32 protein-coding genes and 2 pseudogenes are annotated in these 18971 nt (G+C 45.5%); 27 read left to right on the top strand and 7 right to left on the bottom strand.

What is annotated here, in order from left to right; all coding sequences use genetic code 11:
- Nucleotides 1-2: 2 nt before the first annotated feature.
- The 9 genes from KUH03_RS01595 to KUH03_RS01555 all read left to right on the top strand — a co-directional run bounded on the left by KUH03_RS01595 (nt 3) and on the right by KUH03_RS01555 (nt 4160).
- Complete coding sequence (locus KUH03_RS01595; protein WP_257091265.1) at nt 3-344, top strand: hypothetical protein; 342 nt, start codon at nt 3-5, stop codon at nt 342-344.
- On the top strand, nt 266-655 hold the full coding sequence (locus tag KUH03_RS01590; protein WP_257091264.1) for a hypothetical protein: 390 nt from the start codon (nt 266-268) through the stop codon (nt 653-655). Before KUH03_RS01595 ends, KUH03_RS01590 begins: the two co-directional genes overlap by 79 nt.
- A 111-nt stretch (nt 656-766) precedes the next feature.
- The gene (locus KUH03_RS01585; RefSeq protein ID WP_257091263.1) at nt 767-892 is read left to right on the top strand and encodes a hypothetical protein; all 126 of its coding nucleotides are present in this window, start codon (nt 767-769) and stop codon (nt 890-892) included.
- A gap of 29 nt (nt 893-921) precedes the next feature.
- Nucleotides 922-1482: a RagB/SusD family nutrient uptake outer membrane protein gene (locus KUH03_RS01580; RefSeq protein WP_257091262.1), complete on the top strand. Its 561-nt coding sequence runs from the start codon at nt 922-924 to the stop codon at nt 1480-1482.
- Nucleotides 1467-2285: a RagB/SusD family nutrient uptake outer membrane protein gene (locus KUH03_RS01575; RefSeq protein ID WP_257091261.1), complete on the top strand. Its 819-nt coding sequence runs from the start codon at nt 1467-1469 to the stop codon at nt 2283-2285. Before KUH03_RS01580 ends, KUH03_RS01575 begins: the two co-directional genes overlap by 16 nt.
- The gene (locus KUH03_RS01570) at nt 2278-2751 is read left to right on the top strand and encodes a hypothetical protein (RefSeq protein WP_257091260.1); all 474 of its coding nucleotides are present in this window, start codon (nt 2278-2280) and stop codon (nt 2749-2751) included. The genes KUH03_RS01575 and KUH03_RS01570 overlap by 8 nt, the downstream gene beginning before the upstream one ends.
- A gap of 107 nt (nt 2752-2858) precedes the next feature.
- On the top strand, nt 2859-3188 hold the full coding sequence (locus KUH03_RS01565) for a hypothetical protein (protein ID WP_257091259.1): 330 nt from the start codon (nt 2859-2861) through the stop codon (nt 3186-3188).
- Nucleotides 3143-3607 carry a hypothetical protein gene (locus KUH03_RS01560; RefSeq protein ID WP_257091258.1) on the top strand — a complete coding sequence of 155 codons (465 nt, stop codon included), beginning with the start codon at nt 3143-3145 and terminating at the stop codon, nt 3605-3607. The genes KUH03_RS01565 and KUH03_RS01560 overlap by 46 nt, the downstream gene beginning before the upstream one ends.
- Nucleotides 3552-4160, top strand: coding sequence for a TlpA disulfide reductase family protein (locus tag KUH03_RS01555; RefSeq protein ID WP_257091257.1), 609 nt, complete (start codon nt 3552-3554; stop codon nt 4158-4160). The genes KUH03_RS01560 and KUH03_RS01555 overlap by 56 nt, the downstream gene beginning before the upstream one ends.
- Before the next feature lie 71 nt (nt 4161-4231).
- On the opposite strand, the gene KUH03_RS01550 is transcribed toward KUH03_RS01555, so the two are convergent.
- From KUH03_RS01550 to KUH03_RS01530, 5 genes and pseudogenes are all read right to left on the bottom strand, one after another.
- Entirely contained in the window at nt 4232-4723 is a 492-nt protein-coding gene (locus tag KUH03_RS01550) for a linear amide C-N hydrolase (RefSeq protein ID WP_257091256.1), read from the bottom strand.
- A 146-nt stretch (nt 4724-4869) separates the two neighbouring features.
- Nucleotides 4870-5193, bottom strand: coding sequence for a response regulator (locus tag KUH03_RS01545; RefSeq protein ID WP_306429920.1), 324 nt, complete (start codon nt 5191-5193; stop codon nt 4870-4872).
- Between the two features lie 48 nt (nt 5194-5241).
- Nucleotides 5242-6017, bottom strand: a pseudogene (locus KUH03_RS01540) (sensor histidine kinase).
- Between the two features lie 173 nt (nt 6018-6190).
- Entirely contained in the window at nt 6191-6661 is a 471-nt protein-coding gene (locus KUH03_RS01535) for a PAS domain S-box protein (protein ID WP_257091254.1), read from the bottom strand.
- Nucleotides 6662-6993: 332 nt separating this feature from the next.
- Nucleotides 6994-7380, bottom strand: a complete 387-nt coding sequence (locus KUH03_RS01530; protein ID WP_257091253.1) for a hypothetical protein — start codon at nt 7378-7380, stop codon at nt 6994-6996.
- A 570-nt stretch (nt 7381-7950) separates the two neighbouring features.
- On the opposite strand from KUH03_RS01530, the pseudogene KUH03_RS47915 reads away from it, so the two are divergent.
- The 16 genes and pseudogenes from KUH03_RS47915 to KUH03_RS01455 all read left to right on the top strand — a co-directional run.
- Nucleotides 7951-8100, top strand: a pseudogene (locus tag KUH03_RS47915) (carboxypeptidase regulatory-like domain-containing protein); the annotation flags it as partial.
- A 47-nt stretch (nt 8101-8147) separates the two neighbouring features.
- Complete coding sequence (locus KUH03_RS01525) at nt 8148-8402, top strand: TonB-dependent receptor plug domain-containing protein (protein WP_257091252.1); 255 nt, start codon at nt 8148-8150, stop codon at nt 8400-8402.
- Nucleotides 8399-8566 (top strand): TonB-dependent receptor plug domain-containing protein, encoded by a 168-nt coding sequence (locus KUH03_RS01520; protein WP_257091251.1) that lies wholly within the window; start codon nt 8399-8401, stop codon nt 8564-8566. Before KUH03_RS01525 ends, KUH03_RS01520 begins: the two co-directional genes overlap by 4 nt.
- On the top strand, nt 8538-9995 hold the full coding sequence (locus KUH03_RS01515; RefSeq protein ID WP_257091250.1) for a hypothetical protein: 1458 nt from the start codon (nt 8538-8540) through the stop codon (nt 9993-9995). Before KUH03_RS01520 ends, KUH03_RS01515 begins: the two co-directional genes overlap by 29 nt.
- Complete coding sequence (locus KUH03_RS01510) at nt 9932-10213, top strand: TonB-dependent receptor domain-containing protein (RefSeq protein WP_373564608.1); 282 nt, start codon at nt 9932-9934, stop codon at nt 10211-10213. Before KUH03_RS01515 ends, KUH03_RS01510 begins: the two co-directional genes overlap by 64 nt.
- Nucleotides 10155-11027: a hypothetical protein gene (locus tag KUH03_RS01505; RefSeq protein WP_257091249.1), complete on the top strand. Its 873-nt coding sequence runs from the start codon at nt 10155-10157 to the stop codon at nt 11025-11027. The genes KUH03_RS01510 and KUH03_RS01505 overlap by 59 nt, the downstream gene beginning before the upstream one ends.
- Nucleotides 11028-11134: 107 nt before the next feature.
- On the top strand, nt 11135-11650 hold the full coding sequence (locus KUH03_RS01500; RefSeq protein ID WP_257091248.1) for a RagB/SusD family nutrient uptake outer membrane protein: 516 nt from the start codon (nt 11135-11137) through the stop codon (nt 11648-11650).
- A complete protein-coding gene (locus KUH03_RS01495) occupies nt 11632-11919 on the top strand; it encodes a hypothetical protein (protein ID WP_257091247.1) in 288 nt (95 codons plus the stop codon). Before KUH03_RS01500 ends, KUH03_RS01495 begins: the two co-directional genes overlap by 19 nt.
- A gap of 2 nt (nt 11920-11921) precedes the next feature.
- Entirely contained in the window at nt 11922-12488 is a 567-nt protein-coding gene (locus tag KUH03_RS01490) for a RagB/SusD family nutrient uptake outer membrane protein (RefSeq protein WP_257091246.1), read from the top strand.
- Nucleotides 12489-12499: 11 nt separating this feature from the next.
- Nucleotides 12500-13060 (top strand): DUF4369 domain-containing protein, encoded by a 561-nt coding sequence (locus KUH03_RS01485; RefSeq protein ID WP_257091245.1) that lies wholly within the window; start codon nt 12500-12502, stop codon nt 13058-13060.
- A gap of 117 nt (nt 13061-13177) precedes the next feature.
- Complete coding sequence (locus KUH03_RS01480; RefSeq protein ID WP_373564922.1) at nt 13178-13480, top strand: peroxiredoxin family protein; 303 nt, start codon at nt 13178-13180, stop codon at nt 13478-13480.
- A 308-nt stretch (nt 13481-13788) separates the two neighbouring features.
- Nucleotides 13789-14646: a M14 family metallopeptidase gene (locus tag KUH03_RS01475; protein WP_257091243.1), complete on the top strand. Its 858-nt coding sequence runs from the start codon at nt 13789-13791 to the stop codon at nt 14644-14646.
- Between the two features lie 322 nt (nt 14647-14968).
- Nucleotides 14969-15568, top strand: coding sequence for a hypothetical protein (locus KUH03_RS01470; RefSeq protein WP_257091242.1), 600 nt, complete (start codon nt 14969-14971; stop codon nt 15566-15568).
- On the top strand, nt 15540-15878 hold the full coding sequence (locus KUH03_RS01465; protein ID WP_257091241.1) for a hypothetical protein: 339 nt from the start codon (nt 15540-15542) through the stop codon (nt 15876-15878). The genes KUH03_RS01470 and KUH03_RS01465 overlap by 29 nt, the downstream gene beginning before the upstream one ends.
- 109 nt (nt 15879-15987) lie before the next feature.
- Nucleotides 15988-16497, top strand: coding sequence for a S9 family peptidase (locus tag KUH03_RS01460; protein ID WP_257091240.1), 510 nt, complete (start codon nt 15988-15990; stop codon nt 16495-16497).
- A gap of 22 nt (nt 16498-16519) precedes the next feature.
- The gene (locus tag KUH03_RS01455; RefSeq protein ID WP_257091239.1) at nt 16520-16738 is read left to right on the top strand and encodes a S9 family peptidase; all 219 of its coding nucleotides are present in this window, start codon (nt 16520-16522) and stop codon (nt 16736-16738) included.
- A 181-nt stretch (nt 16739-16919) separates the two neighbouring features.
- On the opposite strand, the gene KUH03_RS01450 is transcribed toward KUH03_RS01455, so the two are convergent.
- Entirely contained in the window at nt 16920-17054 is a 135-nt protein-coding gene (locus KUH03_RS01450) for a hypothetical protein (RefSeq protein ID WP_257091238.1), read from the bottom strand.
- On the bottom strand, nt 17051-17710 hold the full coding sequence (locus KUH03_RS01445) for an alpha/beta fold hydrolase (RefSeq protein WP_257091237.1): 660 nt from the start codon (nt 17708-17710) through the stop codon (nt 17051-17053). The genes KUH03_RS01450 and KUH03_RS01445 overlap by 4 nt, the downstream gene beginning before the upstream one ends.
- 80 nt (nt 17711-17790) lie before the next feature.
- On the opposite strand from KUH03_RS01445, the gene KUH03_RS01440 reads away from it, so the two are divergent.
- Both KUH03_RS01440 and KUH03_RS01435 read left to right on the top strand, forming a co-directional pair.
- Entirely contained in the window at nt 17791-18219 is a 429-nt protein-coding gene (locus KUH03_RS01440) for a helix-turn-helix domain-containing protein (RefSeq protein ID WP_257091236.1), read from the top strand.
- Between the two features lie 31 nt (nt 18220-18250).
- The gene (locus KUH03_RS01435) at nt 18251-18709 is read left to right on the top strand and encodes a DinB family protein (protein WP_257091235.1); all 459 of its coding nucleotides are present in this window, start codon (nt 18251-18253) and stop codon (nt 18707-18709) included.
- Nucleotides 18710-18971 lie beyond the last annotated feature (262 nt).

Raw genomic sequence — 18971 nt, 5'->3', positions numbered from 1 at the left:
AGTTGATCAATATCGTGCTCGCGCCGCAGACGGGCTATAATTCCTATTTTGGGAATACCCCGGCACTGATCGAAAATAAGGGCTGGGAGATTGAGCTGAGCAGTGTGAATATCCAAAAGAGAAGTTCAGCTGGAAAACCAATTTCAACATTACTTTTCCATCAAATACCCTGCTTGAATATCCTGGTCTTGAAAATAGCAGTGATGCGAGGCGATACGTCATTGGCGAGTCCACACGTATCGTCCGTGGATTTCAGTTTACCGGAGTGGATCCGCAAACCGGGGTCGCCCAATTCCGGGATGTGGATGGCGATGGGAAGATCAGTGATTTCAATGACTATGTGACCTTGGGATCACTGCTGCCCAAGTATTATGGTGGTATCGGCAACAATCTAAGTTATGGCAGTGTGAGCCTTGGGTTCCTATTTCAGTTTGTCAAACAGGAGGGACCATCCATTGGGTATGGCCCACAGGCAACGGCCATTGGCGCATTGGGCAATCTGGATGAATATGTCTTGGACCGTTGGCAGCAGCCGGGAGATGTGACGGATGTACCACGCGCTACCGCCAATAGCGCCAACGAAGCCAACGTAGCTTACCGCAATTACTACCGCTATTCATCGGCGGTATGGGACGATGCTTCTTTATCCGCTTAAAAATGTATCGCTCAGTTATGATATTTCCAAATGGACCCAGAAGATCAATATCAGCAGGGCGCTGGTACAATTTAATGCACAGAACCTCTTTACCTGGACAAGCTTTAGGGGATGGATCCGGAGATGCCGGGTTTTGACCGTACCTATCTCTCGGATGTCAATGTCTTTGGTTCGGTACGGAACAGCGCCACGCCATCGATGCGTACCTATACTTTTGCGGTTCAGCTCACTTTTTAATGATCATAAAACGACTAAAGACTTATCCCATGAATAAATATATCATCTACAGCCTTTTTGCGACAGCACTGATGAACATATCCTGCAATAAATTCCTGGAAGTGGATCCACCCAAGACAGAAGTGGCGGCAGAGTCGGCTTTCAGTGACGAAAAGACTGCCACAGCAACCGTGGGCGGACTCTATACCAGTATGAATAATTACAATAACCAGTTCGCTAGCGGACTGATGACCATTGTGCTGTCCAGTCTGGCCGACGATTACAACTCAGCCTTTACAAGCTACGATGAGTACAAGTACAATAAACTAAGTCCGGCGACCTCTTATCTCGATCGGCTCTGGTCGCAACCTTATAGCTATATCAATCACAGCAATAAGATTATCGAAGGAGTGGAAGCTTCGGCGCTCAGCAGCACGGTAAAGGCACAGCTATCGGCTGAAGCCCGTTTTACGCGGGTGTTCAATTACTTTTACCTGAGCAACCTCTTCAACAAAGTACCCTTGATCACGGATACCAAAGACCTGGATGGCAACAATCAAAAGGTCCGGCCTCCCGGGAGGAGCTCTATGCGTTCATGGTGGATGATCTGAAGAAGGCTGCTGCCGATATTTCCGACGCCTATCAGGGCAATGAGCGTACCCGCCCCAATAGAAAAGCGGTTGAAGCACTATTGGCCCGGGTATACCTGTATCATGCAGACTGGGCCAATGCCGAAGAGATGGCTGACAAAGTCATCGCTGACAATCGGTATGAACTGTCGCGTGATCTAAATACCGTTTTTTTGAAAACGAGCAAAGAGGCGATCTGGCAGCTGCAGACAGTTAATCTTTCTACTGCCGGGGTCAACACCTGGGAGGGTTTCAGCATCGTTCCGGCCGTAGCTACAGCACGGAGTTACTATCAGGTGTATGATACCACAGTAGCAGCCTATGAAGAGAATGACCTACGTAAAGCCATGTGGTTAAAGCCTTATGTTGTAAGTAATAAAACGCTTTATATGCCGTATAAGTATAAGGTGCGTACAGGTGCACCTGTTACTGAATACAATACCGTGCTGCGACTTGCCGAGCAGTATCTGATCCGTGCCGAAGCGCGGTTGAACCAAAATAAGTTGCAGGCCGCACTGCAGGATATCAATCAGATCCGTGAGCGTGCAGGCCTTGTCGCGCTGCCACAAACGATGGACAAAGCGAGTATCGCCCTGGCGCTTGAAAAAGAACGGCAGCTGGAACTGCTCGGTGAATGGGGCCATCGTTGGTTTGACCTGGTCCGCACGAACAGGGCCCTTCCTGTACTTTCAACGGTCAAAACAGACTTTAGTGAAAGCGACATCAAAATACCGATCGCCACTGCTATTTTAATCACCAATGCTAACCTCCAACAGAATGATTAAGCCATTCAAATATGCCTTGCTGCTTATTTTGCTACAGGCAAGCCTGCTGTTGCAGGCGCAAGTCAGCATAACGCCGGAAAAAGCAGCAGCCGGTGATAGCGTGACCATCAGCTTTGATCCGGGTAAATCTGCTGCTGCTCATCGTGCCGGGCCATTTTTCGTGGATTTCAACTATTCAAATTTTTATGAATTTCCGAGCCGGTTGCCCATGCAGCAAGAAGGCGGACTGTGGCGTGCGCGGTTTAAACTGCCCGCCTATGCCAACTTTTCCTGCTTTACGATCGCCGACAAAGACAAGAAATTTGTACAGCAGGCAAGCGATAGCAGTCAATATGAGATCTACGTCTATCAGCAGGGGAAACTGATCGCTGGTAATTACCTGGGGAAATCCTACAGCGTACCGGTTCAGGATAAAACCTCGGATCGTATCGTTGCTACACAGGAATATTACCTCAAAAAGAGTTGAGTCTATATCCCGACAACTATGAGGCACAGCTCCGTCTTATTGCGCTACAGATGAAAACCGGTAGTCCGGCCCAGCAGGCGCGGCTGTTGAACAAGGGTTTGGCCGTGGTGGAACAGAGATTCAGAAGCAATCCACTCTTTGAAGGTAACCTCAACAAGGTGACCATGGGCTATCTGATACTTGGCCAAAACCAAAAAGTGGATTCGATCCGTCAGGTCGTGATCAACGAGTTTCCCAACAAGAAGATCGGGCTGTCTTATCGGCTCAATAAGTTGTTCCGCGAGCAGGACTCCAGCGCCGTGGTCGCAAAGATAGGGAGCTTCTTTCGCTCAAAACGGCCGATAACGAGGCGGCCTATGGCAGCGCTTACGAATATCTTTTTACCTACTATGTGCGGCATGGCGACAGTGTACAGGCCCGGAAATATCTGCCGTTGATCACCCGTTGGGAACAAGATCCCTATAAATGGCGCACATACAATGAATATGTGCAGCTGCTATTGGATCATAAGCTGATGCTGCAGGAGGCGTCCAAACTCAATTTATATCTTCTTGATAGTGTTGCGGCCTATCCCGTGAGTCTAATACGTTATTTCCCGGAAACGGGTTATCTGGTGGCCCATGATCCGGCCAAGGCCGATAAGCTCAGGGCGATAAAAGCTGAAATTATGGCCAATCAGGGACTGATCACCGCGCAGTTAAATCAGCCCGAAGCAGCCCGAGAATGGTTTGCCAAAAGCATCCCTACACTTCAATCGGCTGCGCTACTGCGGGCCGTTGCCCTGCAGTATCAGCAGTGGAATGATCCAGACAGTGCTATTCCCTGCTGGGGCAGCCTATCGGCATGCTCCTTTTGACCTACAGATCCGGCAGCTTCTCGACGGCGCGCTCGTTAAAACAGGGATGGGCAATGCTGCCGAACGGCAAGCTTATTTTAGCAAACTTGACAAGCAATGGAAACAGGGGTATTACCAGGAGTTTCAGAAAATCATCGGCAATACGCCATTTCCAGAAGATATCAGCCTAGTGGATATGGACAAGAAACCATTGCTTAAGGCGGAACTCATGGACAAGATCGTGATCATTGATTTTTGGGCCACCTGGTGCAAGCCCTGCATTGCCTCTTTTCCTTATTTGCATCAGGTGTACAAAAAATATGCGGACGATCCGCAAGTGAAATTCGTTGTACTTAATTCGGGCAGTGGAAATAGCTGGGAGGACGCCTACAAATGGGCACAGGCCAATCCTCAATTTGACTTTCCATTTTATTACAACCAAGATAAAAAGCTCAGTAGCAAGCTGGAAATAACGTCAATTCCGACAACGTTAATCCTGGACAAAAAGGAAACATTCGTTTTCGAAAGGTGGGCTTTGAAGGTGAAAAGCTCTTACAAAGCCTCGATGCCATGATCGAATACCTGAAAGAATTGGAGCACTAATTTGTTGGATACGTCCATGTAGCTGTTCGCAAATGTGCTGTTTCATTGAGATAGTATTACGACAACATCAATGAAACAGCAATTGCGTATATCATATCGATCACAACCCCATAAATTTAAAAGGTTGTACTTTTTTAGGTGTTCATTACTCAATCCAGTATAGGTTTTGTTTTGTTCCACATCAAGTTTAAGGACCTGACCTTTTTCGGTCAGATCCAGATCTTTTAGATTGATCCAAAAGTTACCCGGTGTGGTTACTGTTTCAAAATAGTAAACCAAATCTTTATGATCTGCTACTGAACGCCAAGGTGTCGTCGAGATATTGGGTTCTTCCTTGGAGGAAATTCCATAAGGAACAGAACAGTTGCGAATTACGCTAAACACACTTGCAACGGATTTCCTCACGTCATCGGTCTGTGGAATTGCATCAATATAAAAGGAGGCACGCACAAATCGGTCTGCCGCACGGTTGGTACCAGGCAACATGATGGTACCCGGAATTCCCCGCCAATAATTATTGAGCGCCAGCTGCAAACCATTTGAACTGGACGATCTATTACTTCTCGTGGATAAATTGAGCGAATCGTAAGCGTTCGTCTTAGGATGATCACATCAGCTGCATAAAAGCACTTTTTCTTTAAAAAGCTTTTATGTGTGCCTGGTCGGCGTGTACTTGCCGACTAGTTTTTCAGTATGCTATTAATTTTATCTGTGATATCGGTTAAATCAAAGGGTTTGGCGATAAAGCCATTTGCGCCTAAGTTCCCTGCTATTTCAGGTCCATCGACGCTTGCTGATAGCACAATGATAGGCGTTTCTTTGATTTCGGGTGTACTGCGGATAATTTTAATCAGCTGGTCACCAGAAATTATGGGCATCCACAGGTCCAGCAGCAAGAGGTCTGGCTTATGCGAAATTAATTGCTTTGTCAGGTGTGTGCTATTTATTTCGCATATGACATTATATCCTTCTAGTTCTAAAAATAGCTCCAGCATTTCGAGTATCCTCGGTCGTCATCACAGATCATTATCTTTTTTAGGCTGCATATTTTTTTATTTGTTGATTAGAATGGGTAATGTAAAATTAAATGTGGATCCTTCTCCTGGCTCGCTTTCCACCCACAGTGTTCCTTTGTGGTGTAAGATAATCTCATGCGAAACATAGAGCCCGATGCCTAAACCCGGAAACTTTTTCTGTATATGGCTGACGCGAAAAAATCGTTCGAAAATTTTTGTCTATCCTGATAGTTTATGCCCATACCATAATCACGTACCGAGATTTTAACAAAGTTGGCTACCTTGTGGATACTAACTTCAACTTTTTTCGACTCGGGTGAATATTTAATTGCATTCGATAGTAGATTGTTCAGCACTTGGATAATCTGTAGCTCGTCGCCCTCGACGATACTACCCGTATTTCCTGTAAGGTGGATGTCAGAATCAGGTACCGCCAATCGCATGCTTTCAACGGCATCTTGGATGGTCTTATCGATCTCAAAAGGCTCCATGTGCAGCTCAAGATTTCCAGATTGAATTTTAGACGTATCTAAGAGTTTTGCTATCAGTAAGTTCAAGCGATCGATATAAGCTGTGATTTTATCTAAAGTTGAGACATATTTCGGATCGGTATTTTCGGCACTCAATCGCTGCAAGATCTGGAAGAGACCCTTAATTGTTGTGAGCGGAGTCTTCAGTTCGTGGCTGGCGATCGACAGGAAATCATCTTTACGCCGATCCTGCTCCTTCTTTTCTGTAATATCTTCGATGGCGATTAGGATCCGGTCTTTGTACTGGCCCTCGAATTCAATACGATAAGCATTAAGCAGCATGACTTTTCGACCAATATGAGGAAAGATATGGTCTACCTCATAATCGATAACCGGGTTATTGGTGGGCAGTATCCGAGTGAGCATCTCTTTTAAGGAAGAAATATCCCACTGCTGATTACCGAGGTCAAATAATAGTTTTCCTACTGTTTCCTCTGTGGTGACTTTAAACGAGTTTAAAAATGTCTATTGGCGCTCAAGACGATGTAATTGGCATCGAGTACCAAGAGACTTTCTCGTACGGTTTCAATAATACTGGACAGAAAGCTTTCTTTATCTTGCAGTTCTTTGGTTCTTTGCTGTATTTTGAGCTCCACATGGGACTTCTCTTCCCGAAGATCATGCTCCGCTTTTTTTCGATCACTGATGTCATTTTGAACACCAATAAAATGAGTTACCTGGCCTTCATCATTCTTCACTGGTGAAATAAAAAGTTCGTTCCAAAAAAGCGTTCCATCCTTACGATAATTTCGGATTTCAATCTTACATTCTTCGCCACGCTCAATAGCTTCTTTGATAATCTTACGTTCGGCTTGCGAACGGTCCTGAGCCTGTAAAAATCGGCAGTTGTGGCCAATAATTTCGTCGTGGGCATACCCACTGATGGTTTCAGAAAGCTTTATTGCAATAAATGATGGGATTATCATACTGCAGATTGTCTGTAATTATAATACCCGAATAGGCAGAATTCAATGCTTTTAGATAAAGATCTAGATCATTGTTCTTGTTTTCAATACGTTGCTTTGAATTGTTTATGCCGGAAGCATTTTTTTCATATATTTTAAACTCCCATATTAATTAAGGTGTCCCAATTTAGTCGATAATTTTGAAATTGAAGCGGATTTTGGCATGTCTAAATTCAAAACCCGTATAAATCCCTGCCGAAAATATAAGAAAATATAATCAGTGCAAAAGATAGCAGGACACCTATTTTTGATCTGACTGAACCGATGTAACTGGAACGCAGAACTGCGCGCATTTATTGTCGCGGTTCAGCGCTGTATACTGACCTTGGGCACTTTTTAAGCTGTAGAAATAGCTTAAACTGCAAATATTTCCGTATCACTGCCTTATTGATGTCTATTGCCTTTATGGTAATACGAAATGTGTTTGTTGATCCCTTGCGCCGCATCATTTCTGTCGGGCGATACCTGACGGGGGCATATTGCAATGATACAATATCCTTGCTGTCGATGTCGGGCATTTTAAGCGGGCGGTACCAGGAAGGTGGGCTCGTTAGATTGCCTGTCTGTTCGCGATCTGTTTGCTCTGTTGATTCCTGTCCAGAACGCTGTTTCCAGCGTCTGTATACGAGTAGCGCTGCTCCGGCAACTGCTGTGATAATGAGTCCGATTTGTGCTTTCATACTTTTTCTTTAAGAATTGAACCATATTTCTTTTAAAATAAACAATACGCTTATCAAAAAGTTCAATAAAAAACGAATCGACGACTTTTGGTCCCCTTTATTAGAACGAACACAATGATCGATAAAAAAATCTACTATTTTAGTATACATTATTTTATTTTAATGCTTACATTTGTTTTATCGTAGTTTCAATTGGCGTTGGCGACGATTTAATCACTATCTAAACAAAGTAAAAATGAAACAGCATTATCTAAACCACCTTTTCAAAGTAAGTAATCTATCTTTTCCAAAAGCTTATAGGGCGTTCTCTGCGCCTCGAATGTGTAGCTAGTAAAATTCTCCAACTCTTGATAATAAGGGCAATAATTCTAGTATTGCTCACTATCCTTTGCTATAAACATGTTTATGGCCAGGACATCTATTTTTAAACTAAACGATTCTACCTATGAATAAGAGAAGAATACTACACTATTCGGCGTACCTGTTATTGGCAGGCCTGGCAGAACAGCCATTGGTAACTTACGCACAGGAAACTCCAAAAACGATTATAAATGCATCCTTCCGGGGCAGGTGATTGATGCCGAAAATGGCCAGCCTATTGAAGGTGCTACGGTCAAGCTTTATGGTGTTACGCATGCTGTGACCACAGACCGAAAGGGCAATTTTGCTTTTGTCACTGGACAAAAGCTACCTGCACGAGTCGTCGTCTCATCCGTCGGCTATAAAGAGCAAATCGCCCTTATTGAAGAGCCGGGGATACTGTACGCTTGGTTCGCGAGGACCGTACGCTGGAAGAAGTCGTCGTCGTGGGCTATGGAACCCAAAAACGAAAAGACTTTACGGGTGCAGCATCAACGATCTCAGCAGAAGCAATCAAAGATATCCCCGTACAAAGTTTTGACCAGGCCCTGGCGGGTAAGGCCTCGGGCGTAAGTATATCTTTGCCGAATGGATTGCTCAATAATCCACCTGTTATACGGGTGCGGGGCCTGAATTCGATATCCCCAGTTCGTATCCTTTGATCGTCATCGATGGTATTCCCGTCAATACGGGTAATATTGGCACATCTAATGTGGCCAATAATCCGCTCGCAGATATCAATCCCTCGGATATCGAATCGATAGATGTCTTGAAAGATGCGGCTTCTACTTCAATCTATGGTTCGAGGGCAGCAGGGGTGTATTGATCGTAACAACCAAAAAGGCAAACAAGGCCGCGCAAAAGTTACCTACGACGTCTGGGGTTCTGCCGTATCCGCGACACGTTTGCCTAAGCTGCTGAATGCCAGTCAGTATATCGATATCAAAAATGAAGCTGTATTGAACAACAAGATCTTGTCAGGAAACGCCAGTAACGATAAGGTGGCGAGTGCGCTTTTCTTCCCGCAGTATGATGCCAATGGTAAGCTGGTTGAAACGAATTGGTACGATCATGTCTATAACACCGGCTATAGCCACAACCATAGCCTCGCCGTAAGCGGAGCCAACGCAAATACACAGTATTATTTTTCGGGAAATTACTCGGACCAGGAAGGCTTTTTTGCAAAAAACAGCTTCGACCGCAAAGGCCTGCGGTTTAATATAGAGCATAAAGTTAACGATTGGTTTTCGCTTGGTAGCAACCTGACTTACAACAATACCTTCAACGACGCCAAAAATTCGGGCTCCTTGCCCAGCAGCCAGCTGCTGTTGATCGGTGGCGCTCGATTGGCGCTGGTATTGCCGCCAAATGTCTCTGCATATAAAGATGACGGCAGCTACAATTTAAGTAGCACGGGTTTATTAGGTCCCGGAGCCAACTTGTTTACGAACACACTTTACAATCCTGAAGCATTATTTGCCAACAGCAAATACACGACTGGCAACGATCATATCTTGGGAAATCTACATGCCTCGCTCAATTTGTTGAAAAACTTAAAATTCACCACAACCTATGCGGTAGACCGTAACCTATCGACTACCAAAACGTATTTGAGTCCCAATCTGGGCTCATCGGGCTATACCAATGGTGGATCGGTCACCAATGTGAGCAGCCTGCGCAACAACTGGAATTTTACCAACAGCCTAAGCTATGATCAGGTGTTTGCCGAAAAGCATGCCCTGACGCTGTTAGTGGGCTACGATATCCAGAAATATGACAACGATAGCTGGAATGCATCGCAAAACAACGCCTCTGATCCGTTTTTTGAAAACTTTCAGGGCAATTGGACAACACTATCCGGGGCTGGCGGGAGCGTTACGGAGCGTTTCTATCGCTCCACCTTTGTCCGTGCTACCTACAACTACAATAAGCGTTATTTCCTGACGGCCAATTTTAGAAGGGATGGTAATTCGGCTTTGGGAGCAAACAGCAAGTATGGTGATTTTGGTGGCGTGTCGCTGGGCTGGTCTGTTTTTGAAGAAGATTTCTATAAGAATAGCAGCTTGGCAAACCTACTGGGCGACTTGCGTTTCCGGGGAGCTGGGGTAAGGTCGGCAATGGAAATCTTTCGGCTTATGAATCACTCAATCTCTATAGCTCATCGCTCTATGGAACAGTGCCTACCTGGAGCATGTCGCAGGCGGGTGATCCGGATCTGGGCTGGGAGACTTCCGAACAGACTAATTTGGGGCTGAGCTTGGACTTAGCCCAAAAGCGCCTGCATGTGGATGTCGATTACTTTAGAAACAATGTGAATGGACTTATTCTGGATGTACCGCAGTCACCATCAAAAGGTATTCCAGGTAACAGTATTCTTAAAAATGTCGGCAGCATGTATAACCGCGGGATCGAATTTGCTATCAGTGGCGATATCGTCAAAAAAAAGGGATTTTACCTGGAACTCATCGCTTAATTTTACGCATGTAAAGAATAAAGTCACATCGCTGTCTGCCGGCAATGCCGATATCATTGGCTATACGCACACCACCACTGAAGCCAACAACATTACACGTGTGGGGTACGCGGTGGGTAGCCTGTACGGTGCCGTCACCGATGGTGTAAATCCTGAAAATGGGCAGCGGATATTTATAAATAAAAATGGCGAGCGTGTGCAATATAGTGCTGCGGTAGCTTCAGGCCAGAGCAATTGGACCTATTTGGACGGCCGCGTTGCTAATCCGATCACGGTAGCCGACTATCAGGTCTTGGGGACGGCACTGCCAACTTATTACGGCGGCTTTAATAATTCATTCCGCTATAAAGCTTTTGATGCTGCGGTCAATTTCACCTTTGCAGGTGGTAATAAAGTCATGAACGGTACAAGAGGTACGCTATTGGATCAGCGTTTTTACAACAATTCGGTCGAAGTGCTCAATCGATGGACTACAGCAGGGCAGCAGACTGACATACCTCGACTGGTCTATAACGATGTGATTTCAAACGGTTCCGCTGGATTTTCCATCGATCAAAATGCCGAGAAAGCTGATTTCCTACGTTTGCAACAGTTAACGCTGGGCTATACATTCCGTGGTAATCTGTTTAATAAGATCGGTCTTTCCAGTATCCGGATCTATGGTCAGGCGTCGAATCTTTTCTTGATCACGGGGTATTCGGGTACAGATCCTGAGTCTTCTTCCAACGGAAATTCTAATACCTCCATCGGCGTGGAAAAGAACTCGATCGGACAGGGGCGTACCTGGACAGCTGGTTTAAATGTCTCATTCTAAAAATCTGAAAACATGAAAATTAATACGAAAAGAAATCTGTACTTAGTCAGCGCATTATTACTGGTATCTACCTGAACTCCTGCAAAAGGGATGACGGATTGTTTCCTGTGCCGACTACCTCTATATCGGATAAAAACGTCTTTGATACGCCTGCTCGGATCGAGGGGGTCGTCAATGGCATTTATAAAAGCTTAAAATCGGCCAGTTTGTATGGCGGACGTTATCTCCTTTACCAGGATGTCCGCGGCGAGGATTTTATCAATGTGACGGCCAATAGCTATACAGCCTATGAAAGCTGGAACAATTCCTACAGTTCGGGATCCAATGATATCAACAACCTCTGGTCTGCGGCCTATACTACGATTAACGGCGCGAATATCCTGATTGCTGCCCTCAGTCCCGGGACTGAAGTCATCGGCACTGAACTTTCCAAAGCTTATATTGCAGAAGCAAAGTTCCTGCGTGCAGTATCTTATTTTAGCTTGGTGACGGTATTTGCGCAACCCTACAACAAAGATCAGGGGCCTCGCCGGGACTACCTTTACGCCTGCAGGCCGAGGTGGACGGAAACAACAATGATCTGGCCCGCAGTACGGTTGCACAGGTGTACAAACAGATCTTGAGCGATCTCGATGAGGCTGAAAAGGATTTGCCAGAAAACTATTCAACCGCGCTGCTCAATACGACGCGGGCGCATAAAAATACAGCCCGGGCATTCAAAACCAGGGTTTACCTGACGATCAATAATTATGCAAAGGTACTGGAGGAAGCAAAAAGATCGTCCCGCAGCAAATTGCACCATTTAAGGCGCAGCAAGGCGTTGCGAATGAGTTACAGACAGATATTACGACGATTTTTGGGGGCAATTATACCACGCCGGAATCTATTTTAAGTATGCCGGCGAGCACAACGGATGCACTTTCGGGGCAGTCTGCGATAGGCTATGTCTATCTGGTCAATAAAGAATATTATCTTAATCCAAATGGTATTCTAAACGACACGCAGTGGCGTCAGGCGGACAAACGGCGTAGCCTCCTTCAGGCAAATGGTGACAAACAGTACCTGAAAAAGTATGCTAAGGCTTCGCCTTACGTAGACTATATTCCGGTTATTCGCTATGCTGAGGTCTTGTTAAATTATGCAGAAGCTGCTGCGCAGGCTGAACAGCTAACGATCGCAGGCTCACTCTTAAAGGCTGTACACCAACGATCTGATGCGAGTTTTGAATTTCCTGGGCCCGCTCTGGCAAGCAAAACGGCCATCTTGGAAGCCATTGCCAAAGAACGACGAATAGAATTGCTCGGTGAGGGCTTGCGGGGATACGATTTGCTCCGTCAATTGAAAGAGCTACCTGCAAAAGGTGATGCGAATATACAGACACCTTCGGTACCTACAACAGCCCAGAACTATATTTTTCCAGCGCCTAATACCGAATTGGCGACCAATAAACTTTTTAACTAAACTAGTCAAACATGAATAAGACAAGTAAATTCCTTATTCCTTTACTGCTGGTCAGTGCAGGATCCTTACACGCACAACAACAGACCCTGTCACTCAAAGGAACGGTCAAGAATAGCGATGCTACTGTGGTGTATCTGCAACGTTTTGAAAATAAAATATTTACAGTGATTGATTCTGCTCAGGTGAAAAAGGGCTCCTTTGCTTTCCGAAAGCAACTTCCGTTGCCTGACCTGTATGGCATTTCTACAGAGCGGGATGTGGTTCCGAGCTATGTTTTTCTCGATGTAGGGGATAATAAAGTGACGATCGATGCAAAAGATGACAACAGACAGTCGGTATCATTATCTGGGTCGAAAAGCCAAGAACTCTTTGAAGAATATCGGGCGCAGCGCAAACCCGATATACGATCCTTCATCCAAAATATCCGGATAATATCGTTTCAAGCTACCTTCTCTACAGGGAATGGTCCTATCGCTTGTCTCCGGAAGAACTGGAAGCGCATATCGCCCTGCTCTCCGGGCCTCAGCAGCAATCGCGTTATATACAGGATCTTCGCAAAATCATCGCCGTGACGCGGCAGGTAGCCGTAGGCAAGAAAGCCCCGGCCATTGTCGCCAATGACCCTGATGGCAACCCGCAGGCGCTCTACGATCATTTGGGAAATATACATTGATTGATTTTTGGGCTTCATGGTGTCCTCCTGCAGGAAGGAAAATCCCAATATTGTGGCTAATTATCAAAAATATAAATCCCAGGGCTTTGAAATTTATGCTATTTCACTGGACAAGAAGAAAGAAGCTTGGCTCAAAGGTATTGCCGACGATCACCTGACCTGGCAGCATGTCTCCGAATTAAAATACTGGAACAGCGAAATTGCCACTACTTATGCTGTTCGGGCAATTCCCGCCAATTTTTTGTGGATGATAAGGGACAATCATTGCCAAGAATGTCCGTGGCGAAGAACTGGGAAAGGTTTTGGACAGTTTGTTTAATCAAGGGAAAACCGAGATTGGCGGACTGAAAAAGATTTTAAAGGGCAGAATCCGATTAGCTATGAATCGACCAAATCCCAAGCTATCGTCAAACAGGAACGCGGCACTTTCACAGTGGATCAACGGGTCTTTTTAGCAATGATTACGATGGTGCCCGACTGAATGGACTCACAAAATCCAGTGAAGGCGTATACCACCTGCAGGTCGCGCCGGAACGCACGCCGATCAATCCTAGTCCCTGGTATGGTTTTCAGGTCTGGTCCACCCGCGATACGACGATAAAAATCCAGCTTGACTATCCTTCCGGCGTGCGTCATCGTTACGACCCGAAAGTGAGTATAGACGGAACGAACTGGAATAAGATCAACGGTGCTTCTTTTGACCTGCCGATCTCCAGTAAGAGAACATGGATCTCGGCACAGGCAAATATTCCGTCGAAAGCAGTATATAGCTGGATTGAACAGGTAAATCCTGCTGTTCAAATACAAAAACAGGAAGTGGGTAAAACGGCCCTTGGCAAACCAATTAATGTATATGTGGCGGGCAATCCGCAAAGTAAAAAGGCTATTGCGGTCCTCGGGAGACAGCATCCACCCGAAATTACAGGACATTATGCATATGCCAGCTTTGTCGAATACCTCTTGGGTAATAGCGACGATGCAAAGCGGTTTCGTGAGAAATATCGTATTTACCTGATCCCCATCGTTAATCCCGACGGAGTGGATCTAGGGCATTGGCGTGCCAATGCCAATGGCGTTGACCTCAACCGTGACTGGGCCGAATTTAACCAGCCTGAGACTGTGGCGCTGCGCGATTATTTTAAACGAGAAATCGAGCAGCAGGGCCGCGAGCTTTATTTTACCATCGATTTTCATTCTACGGGAAGCGATATTTACTACACGGTGGATCCTGCCTTGCCAAGTCGGTTTCCTGGCTTTATTCCCACCTGGATAACCGCGGTCAAGGAAGCTATTCCAGGGTATGAACCACTGGTGAAGCCCCTGTATTTGGGTGGCTCGACCTTTACGGCTTATAGCTATTTGTATAAAACGTATAATACCGAAGCATTGGTCTATGAAATTGGCGACAATACCGACGCTGATTTTATACAGCGCAAAGCCCGTATTTCTGCACAAAAATTAATCGAAAAACTCAATGAAAGCTAGTGAATACAAAGGTTGGAAGTGCTACCTAATTTGTCTGCTGCTGGGGAGTATTTCTCCAGCTTTTGCCGGGGCACCGGCGACGGATAGTTTGATCGTGGCGAGTGATCTGGTTCGAATAAAAATATCGTTGACCTGCAGGTGAAACCGGACGGAAGTGAACTGGCTTATGCCGTGCGCGGATTGTTGCCGATACGACCAAGCATGGCGGTTTTCGTTATGAAACGCTCTGGTATGTAAACAGAACGGTATCGACAGCAAAGGCTGATCCGCTAAAGGTGGGCCAGCAATTTACACAAATCTTGTACGGCCCGGATGGACGCAGATGGGCTGTTGGCAAGGGAAGCAACAAACGTTCGCAGCTTTTTTATTTCCATCAGACGGTCAAGAGCCTCAACAGCTAACCAAGCTCGAGCAGGGGCTGGGTACTGTACGATTCAGTCCGGACGGTTCAAAGGTACTTTTATCAACTAGCTTTACGCTTGGCGAGCTGGTAAAAAGTAAAGATTTCAATCCTGCTGGCTATGTGCCACCATGGTCGACGGAAAAACCGGCGGATAGCCATAATGCATCCTTATTAGCTGAACCTGCGCAAGAAGATCGTGACGGCGGCCTAGCAGAAATAATTGCCTATCTCAAACATGATGAACAGCAGGGTATCGCCAAAGTGACCAACAAATTGCAGTTTCAGACAGAAAATTCAACGACGGGCGAAATCCGCTTTACACATTGGTACATCTTGGATCTCGCAGCCAACACACAGCCTGTTCCTTTAACCCAAGGCTTTCGAAGCTATACAGGAGCGGAATTTTTAGGGAACAACAAGGTGCTTTTAAGCGTAGAGACCGAAAATGGCCTTCATCCGGACCGCGTAGCATCGACGGATCTGATCTTATTTGACCTGCCTAGTAAAAAAGACAGGTAATTCTGGGGATAGCATACATCGCTTTCAGGTGGCTGCGGTATCGGCATCAGGAAAATGGGTTGCCGTGAATCGAGGTCGGCAGAATTCATTGACAGTCGGTGAATTGTTTATCTATAATACCCAAAAGTGGAAAGGTAATAGCTTGGCTGTAGACCGTAGCCTAAGTAATATACAGTTTTCAGCAGATGAAAAATCAGTCTACTTTATTGCGTCGGATAGAGGCGGACGTACCATAAATCGCGCGGATATAAAAACCGGCAATATACGCACCTTGAGTTCGATGGAAGAGGGATCGGTGACTATTGGGTAAATGGTCAGAAAGCTTTCTACACAAAAACTACTTTCGCAAATCCATCAGAGCTGTACCGTGCGGACGCCAATTTTAAAAATAGTGCTGTCATTAGTGAGATCAATTCAGGATGGCTATCGAAAAAAATATTGGTATTGCACAAAAAAGCAGTTTTCGAAATGAAAAGGGGCTGGAGGTCGACTATTGGCTCTTGGAGCCTGCAAATTACCAGACGGACAAACGTTATCCGCTTCTGGTAGAGATTCATGGTGGACCAGCTTCCATGTTCGGTCCTGCGGATGCCAGTATGTGGCACGAGTACCAGTATTTTCGCGCGCGCGGCTATGCGGTATTGTTTTCGAATCCACGCGGTTCGAGTGGCTATGGGGAAAGTTTTTTAAAAGCTAATTTTAAAGACTGGGGACCTGGACCATCACGTGATGTCCTTAAGGCCGTGGATCTGTCGCTTGCGACCGGGATTGTCGACAGCTCGCAGCTGTTTATCACTGGCGGATCTTATGGTGCGTATCTAACCACCTGGATATTGGCGCATGAGCGTAGGTTCCGCGCTGCATCAAGTCAGCGTGGGGTGTATGATCTCTATGTATTTTTGGTAGCGCCAATGTGTGGCCCATGTTGAAACGCTATTTTGATGGTTTTCCGTGGGAAAAGGGGATGCGGATATCCTTTTGGCGCAATCGCCTACAACTTATGCCGAGAAGATAAAAACACCTTTACTTATTTTCCATGGGGAGCAGGACAATCGTACAGGCCCTGTGCAGAGTGATTTTTATACAAGCAGCTCAAATATTTGGGACGTGATACAGAATATGTCAGACACCCGCACGCCGATCATGAGATCACACGCTCCGGAGATGTAGGCCAACGCCTCGATCAGCTGTTGCGCACTTATGAATTCTTTGAACGTTATCGGCACTGATTCTTATGCTTAACGATGATGATGGAGCATCCAAACTTTTATATTGAAGTCCAAAAGGCTTTAGCAGCGGTTGCTTAGTTTGGTTGATTGCCAAGTCTATTTTCTCGGCAATCAACCAAAATTCAATCCACGAGCTCCATAAACATATCCGCTAATTTTTTCGGCTCTGTGAGCATGGCATCGTGCCCCGTAGCGATCTCCCGATACTGCCAGTTGAGCTTGTGGTCGGCGCGTACTTTTTCACTCATCTCCTTCATGATGGGCAGTTGGGGATCCGTGCATGCGATATAGACCAAGAGTAATCCATTACCATATGGATTTTTAAGTGCAGCCGCTGGGCGAATGTGCCAAAGGGTTGTGGACTGAGCCTATCCTTGACCCAGGCGACCATGCTGGGTGCTGTAACACCAAACAAAGTAACATCAAAAGGAGCAAAATTTTCTTTCCGCTGAATGTTTTTGAGCTGAACTTCTTGCACAGCCTTGGGTTGCAAAGAAATGGGACTCTGACCATCTTCAATAATCATAGCGTCCAGAAAAATCAATTTGTACAATCGTGACGGAATGCGATCGGCAACTCCGGCAATCACGGCACCGGCATAGCTGTGCCCCACCAGATACACATCATGCAAATCTTCCATCTCGATCAGGTTGACAATGTCCTGGATATGGGTGTCGATATCTATCGATGGATCGATCAGATGTTTACGCTCGCCAAGTCCGGTTAGCGTAGGGGCGTAGACTTTGTAATGCGCATCAGTTAGCCTCTGTCCGACGGCCTGCCAGCACCAGCCGCCATGCCAAGCGCCATGCACCAGCACATAGGTCGGACGACGATCTTGGTTTTGAGCGTAACCGGATAACATACTTCCTAATAGCAGGAGAAGCAGAAATAAAGTTCTCAGTTGTTTCATTTTTTTATAATTTTATACTGTTTTTTAATACCTGACAAAGGTATAGGCAAGCTTTTGTCCGCACAATAACTCATCCTGAAGTGAGTAGCTATAAATTGATATTTAGAATGGCAACACCCCGAAAAGAACAATCGACCAACACGGAGAATCTGCAGACGTTGGCACAGGCATGCGATGTGAACGAAGTATTGCTGCAAATATCATTGCGTTGGAAAATGCAGATTTTATATTGTATTGCAGAAGATGTATCGCAATTCAGCACGTTAAAAAGAATGTTTCCAACACTTTCAGATCAGGTACTGAGCAAACGTTTAAAGGAGCTGAAAGAAGAAGCGCTTGTCGTTACCGAAGATATCGAAAACACCATACCTCCTCAGATTCGTTATAGCCCAACAGCAAAAGGTAAAGAACTGCTTAAGATTATCCTTGACCTACACCACTGGGGGCTAAAATGGAAAATCACTGGCAATGACTATTGCCAACTGAATGTGGTAAGCGGAAAGCTATAAGGATCACGCTTGTTAACCCTATTTATATCTCATGGAATCACTCTTTCGCGCATGGAAAACGAGCCGAATGGCTTACCTCAAATTCTTTGAAAACTATTCATTGGGACAGCTCAATCGCATTCCTGATGGCTTCAGCAACAACCTGATCTGGAATATCGGGCACGTCATTGCCACACAACATAAATTAATTTATATCGGATCTGAGGTAGAAGGACATATTCCCGAGGAAGTCTTTTTGAACTACCAGTCCGGAACAAGGCCTTCAGCAGCGGTATCGCAACAGGAAGCTGACTTGCTGAAAAGATTGCTCCTTGAGCAGATTGAACCGACCATCCGTGATTTTAACAACAAAAAGTTTGTGACCTATCAGGAACGGACAACCGGCACGGGGTTTCATCTCACTTCAATATACGATGCCTTCGAATGGAATAATTTTCATGAAGGGCTGCATCTAGGTTATATGATGAGCATCAGAAAGTTTATTGTGTAGCTATACGCATGGAATACTAAGGTTCATCCTGCTTTAATTCATTAAGCAAGTATATTATCCCCTAATTCCAATGTGATGAGCAATGTTTATCTGAAAGATAGGCTCAACATGTTGCAATTGACCAAAGGCCTGCTTCAAGAGCGTCTTATTTGATCCCAAATATTACTCCTTTAGCGCCTTATATTTCTGTAATAATAAAAATACGAAAACGTTATAGTTAAATTACGAAAACGTTGTAGTTAAATTTTGTCTGCGCTGCTTT

It is taken from the genome of Sphingobacterium sp. E70 (assembly GCF_019285695.1).
Classification (GTDB): domain Bacteria; phylum Bacteroidota; class Bacteroidia; order Sphingobacteriales; family Sphingobacteriaceae; genus Sphingobacterium; species Sphingobacterium detergens.
Note: the sequence above shows the minus strand (reverse complement) of the source record. Positions and strands in the feature narration are given on the sequence as shown.

Coding starts and splice junctions, on each gene's coding strand:
- KUH03_RS01485 (WP_257091245.1), top strand. CDS start 12,500: ATGAATAAGACAAGTAAATTCCTTATTCCTTTACTGCTGGTCAGTGCA.
- KUH03_RS01575 (WP_257091261.1), top strand. CDS start 1,467: ATGGTGGATGATCTGAAGAAGGCTGCTGCCGATATTTCCGACGCCTAT.
- KUH03_RS01450 (WP_257091238.1), bottom strand. CDS start 17,054: ATGAAGGAGATGAGTGAAAAAGTACGCGCCGACCACAAGCTCAACTGG.
- KUH03_RS01530 (WP_257091253.1), bottom strand. CDS start 7,380: ATGAAAGCACAAATCGGACTCATTATCACAGCAGTTGCCGGAGCAGCG.
- KUH03_RS01555 (WP_257091257.1), top strand. CDS start 3,552: ATGATCCAGACAGTGCTATTCCCTGCTGGGGCAGCCTATCGGCATGCT.
- KUH03_RS01515 (WP_257091250.1), top strand. CDS start 8,538: ATGGTTCGAGGGCAGCAGGGGTGTATTGATCGTAACAACCAAAAAGGC.
- KUH03_RS01510 (WP_373564608.1), top strand. CDS start 9,932: ATGTCGCAGGCGGGTGATCCGGATCTGGGCTGGGAGACTTCCGAACAG.
- KUH03_RS01585 (WP_257091263.1), top strand. CDS start 767: ATGGATCCGGAGATGCCGGGTTTTGACCGTACCTATCTCTCGGATGTC.
- KUH03_RS01570 (WP_257091260.1), top strand. CDS start 2,278: ATGATTAAGCCATTCAAATATGCCTTGCTGCTTATTTTGCTACAGGCA.
- KUH03_RS01490 (WP_257091246.1), top strand. CDS start 11,922: ATGCCGGCGAGCACAACGGATGCACTTTCGGGGCAGTCTGCGATAGGC.
- KUH03_RS01435 (WP_257091235.1), top strand. CDS start 18,251: ATGGAATCACTCTTTCGCGCATGGAAAACGAGCCGAATGGCTTACCTC.
- KUH03_RS01470 (WP_257091242.1), top strand. CDS start 14,969: ATGGGCTGTTGGCAAGGGAAGCAACAAACGTTCGCAGCTTTTTTATTT.
- KUH03_RS01445 (WP_257091237.1), bottom strand. CDS start 17,710: ATGAAACAACTGAGAACTTTATTTCTGCTTCTCCTGCTATTAGGAAGT.
- KUH03_RS01535 (WP_257091254.1), bottom strand. CDS start 6,661: ATGATAATCCCATCATTTATTGCAATAAAGCTTTCTGAAACCATCAGT.
- KUH03_RS01480 (WP_373564922.1), top strand. CDS start 13,178: ATGGTGTCCTCCTGCAGGAAGGAAAATCCCAATATTGTGGCTAATTAT.
- KUH03_RS01580 (WP_257091262.1), top strand. CDS start 922: ATGAATAAATATATCATCTACAGCCTTTTTGCGACAGCACTGATGAAC.
- KUH03_RS01460 (WP_257091240.1), top strand. CDS start 15,988: ATGGCTATCGAAAAAAATATTGGTATTGCACAAAAAAGCAGTTTTCGA.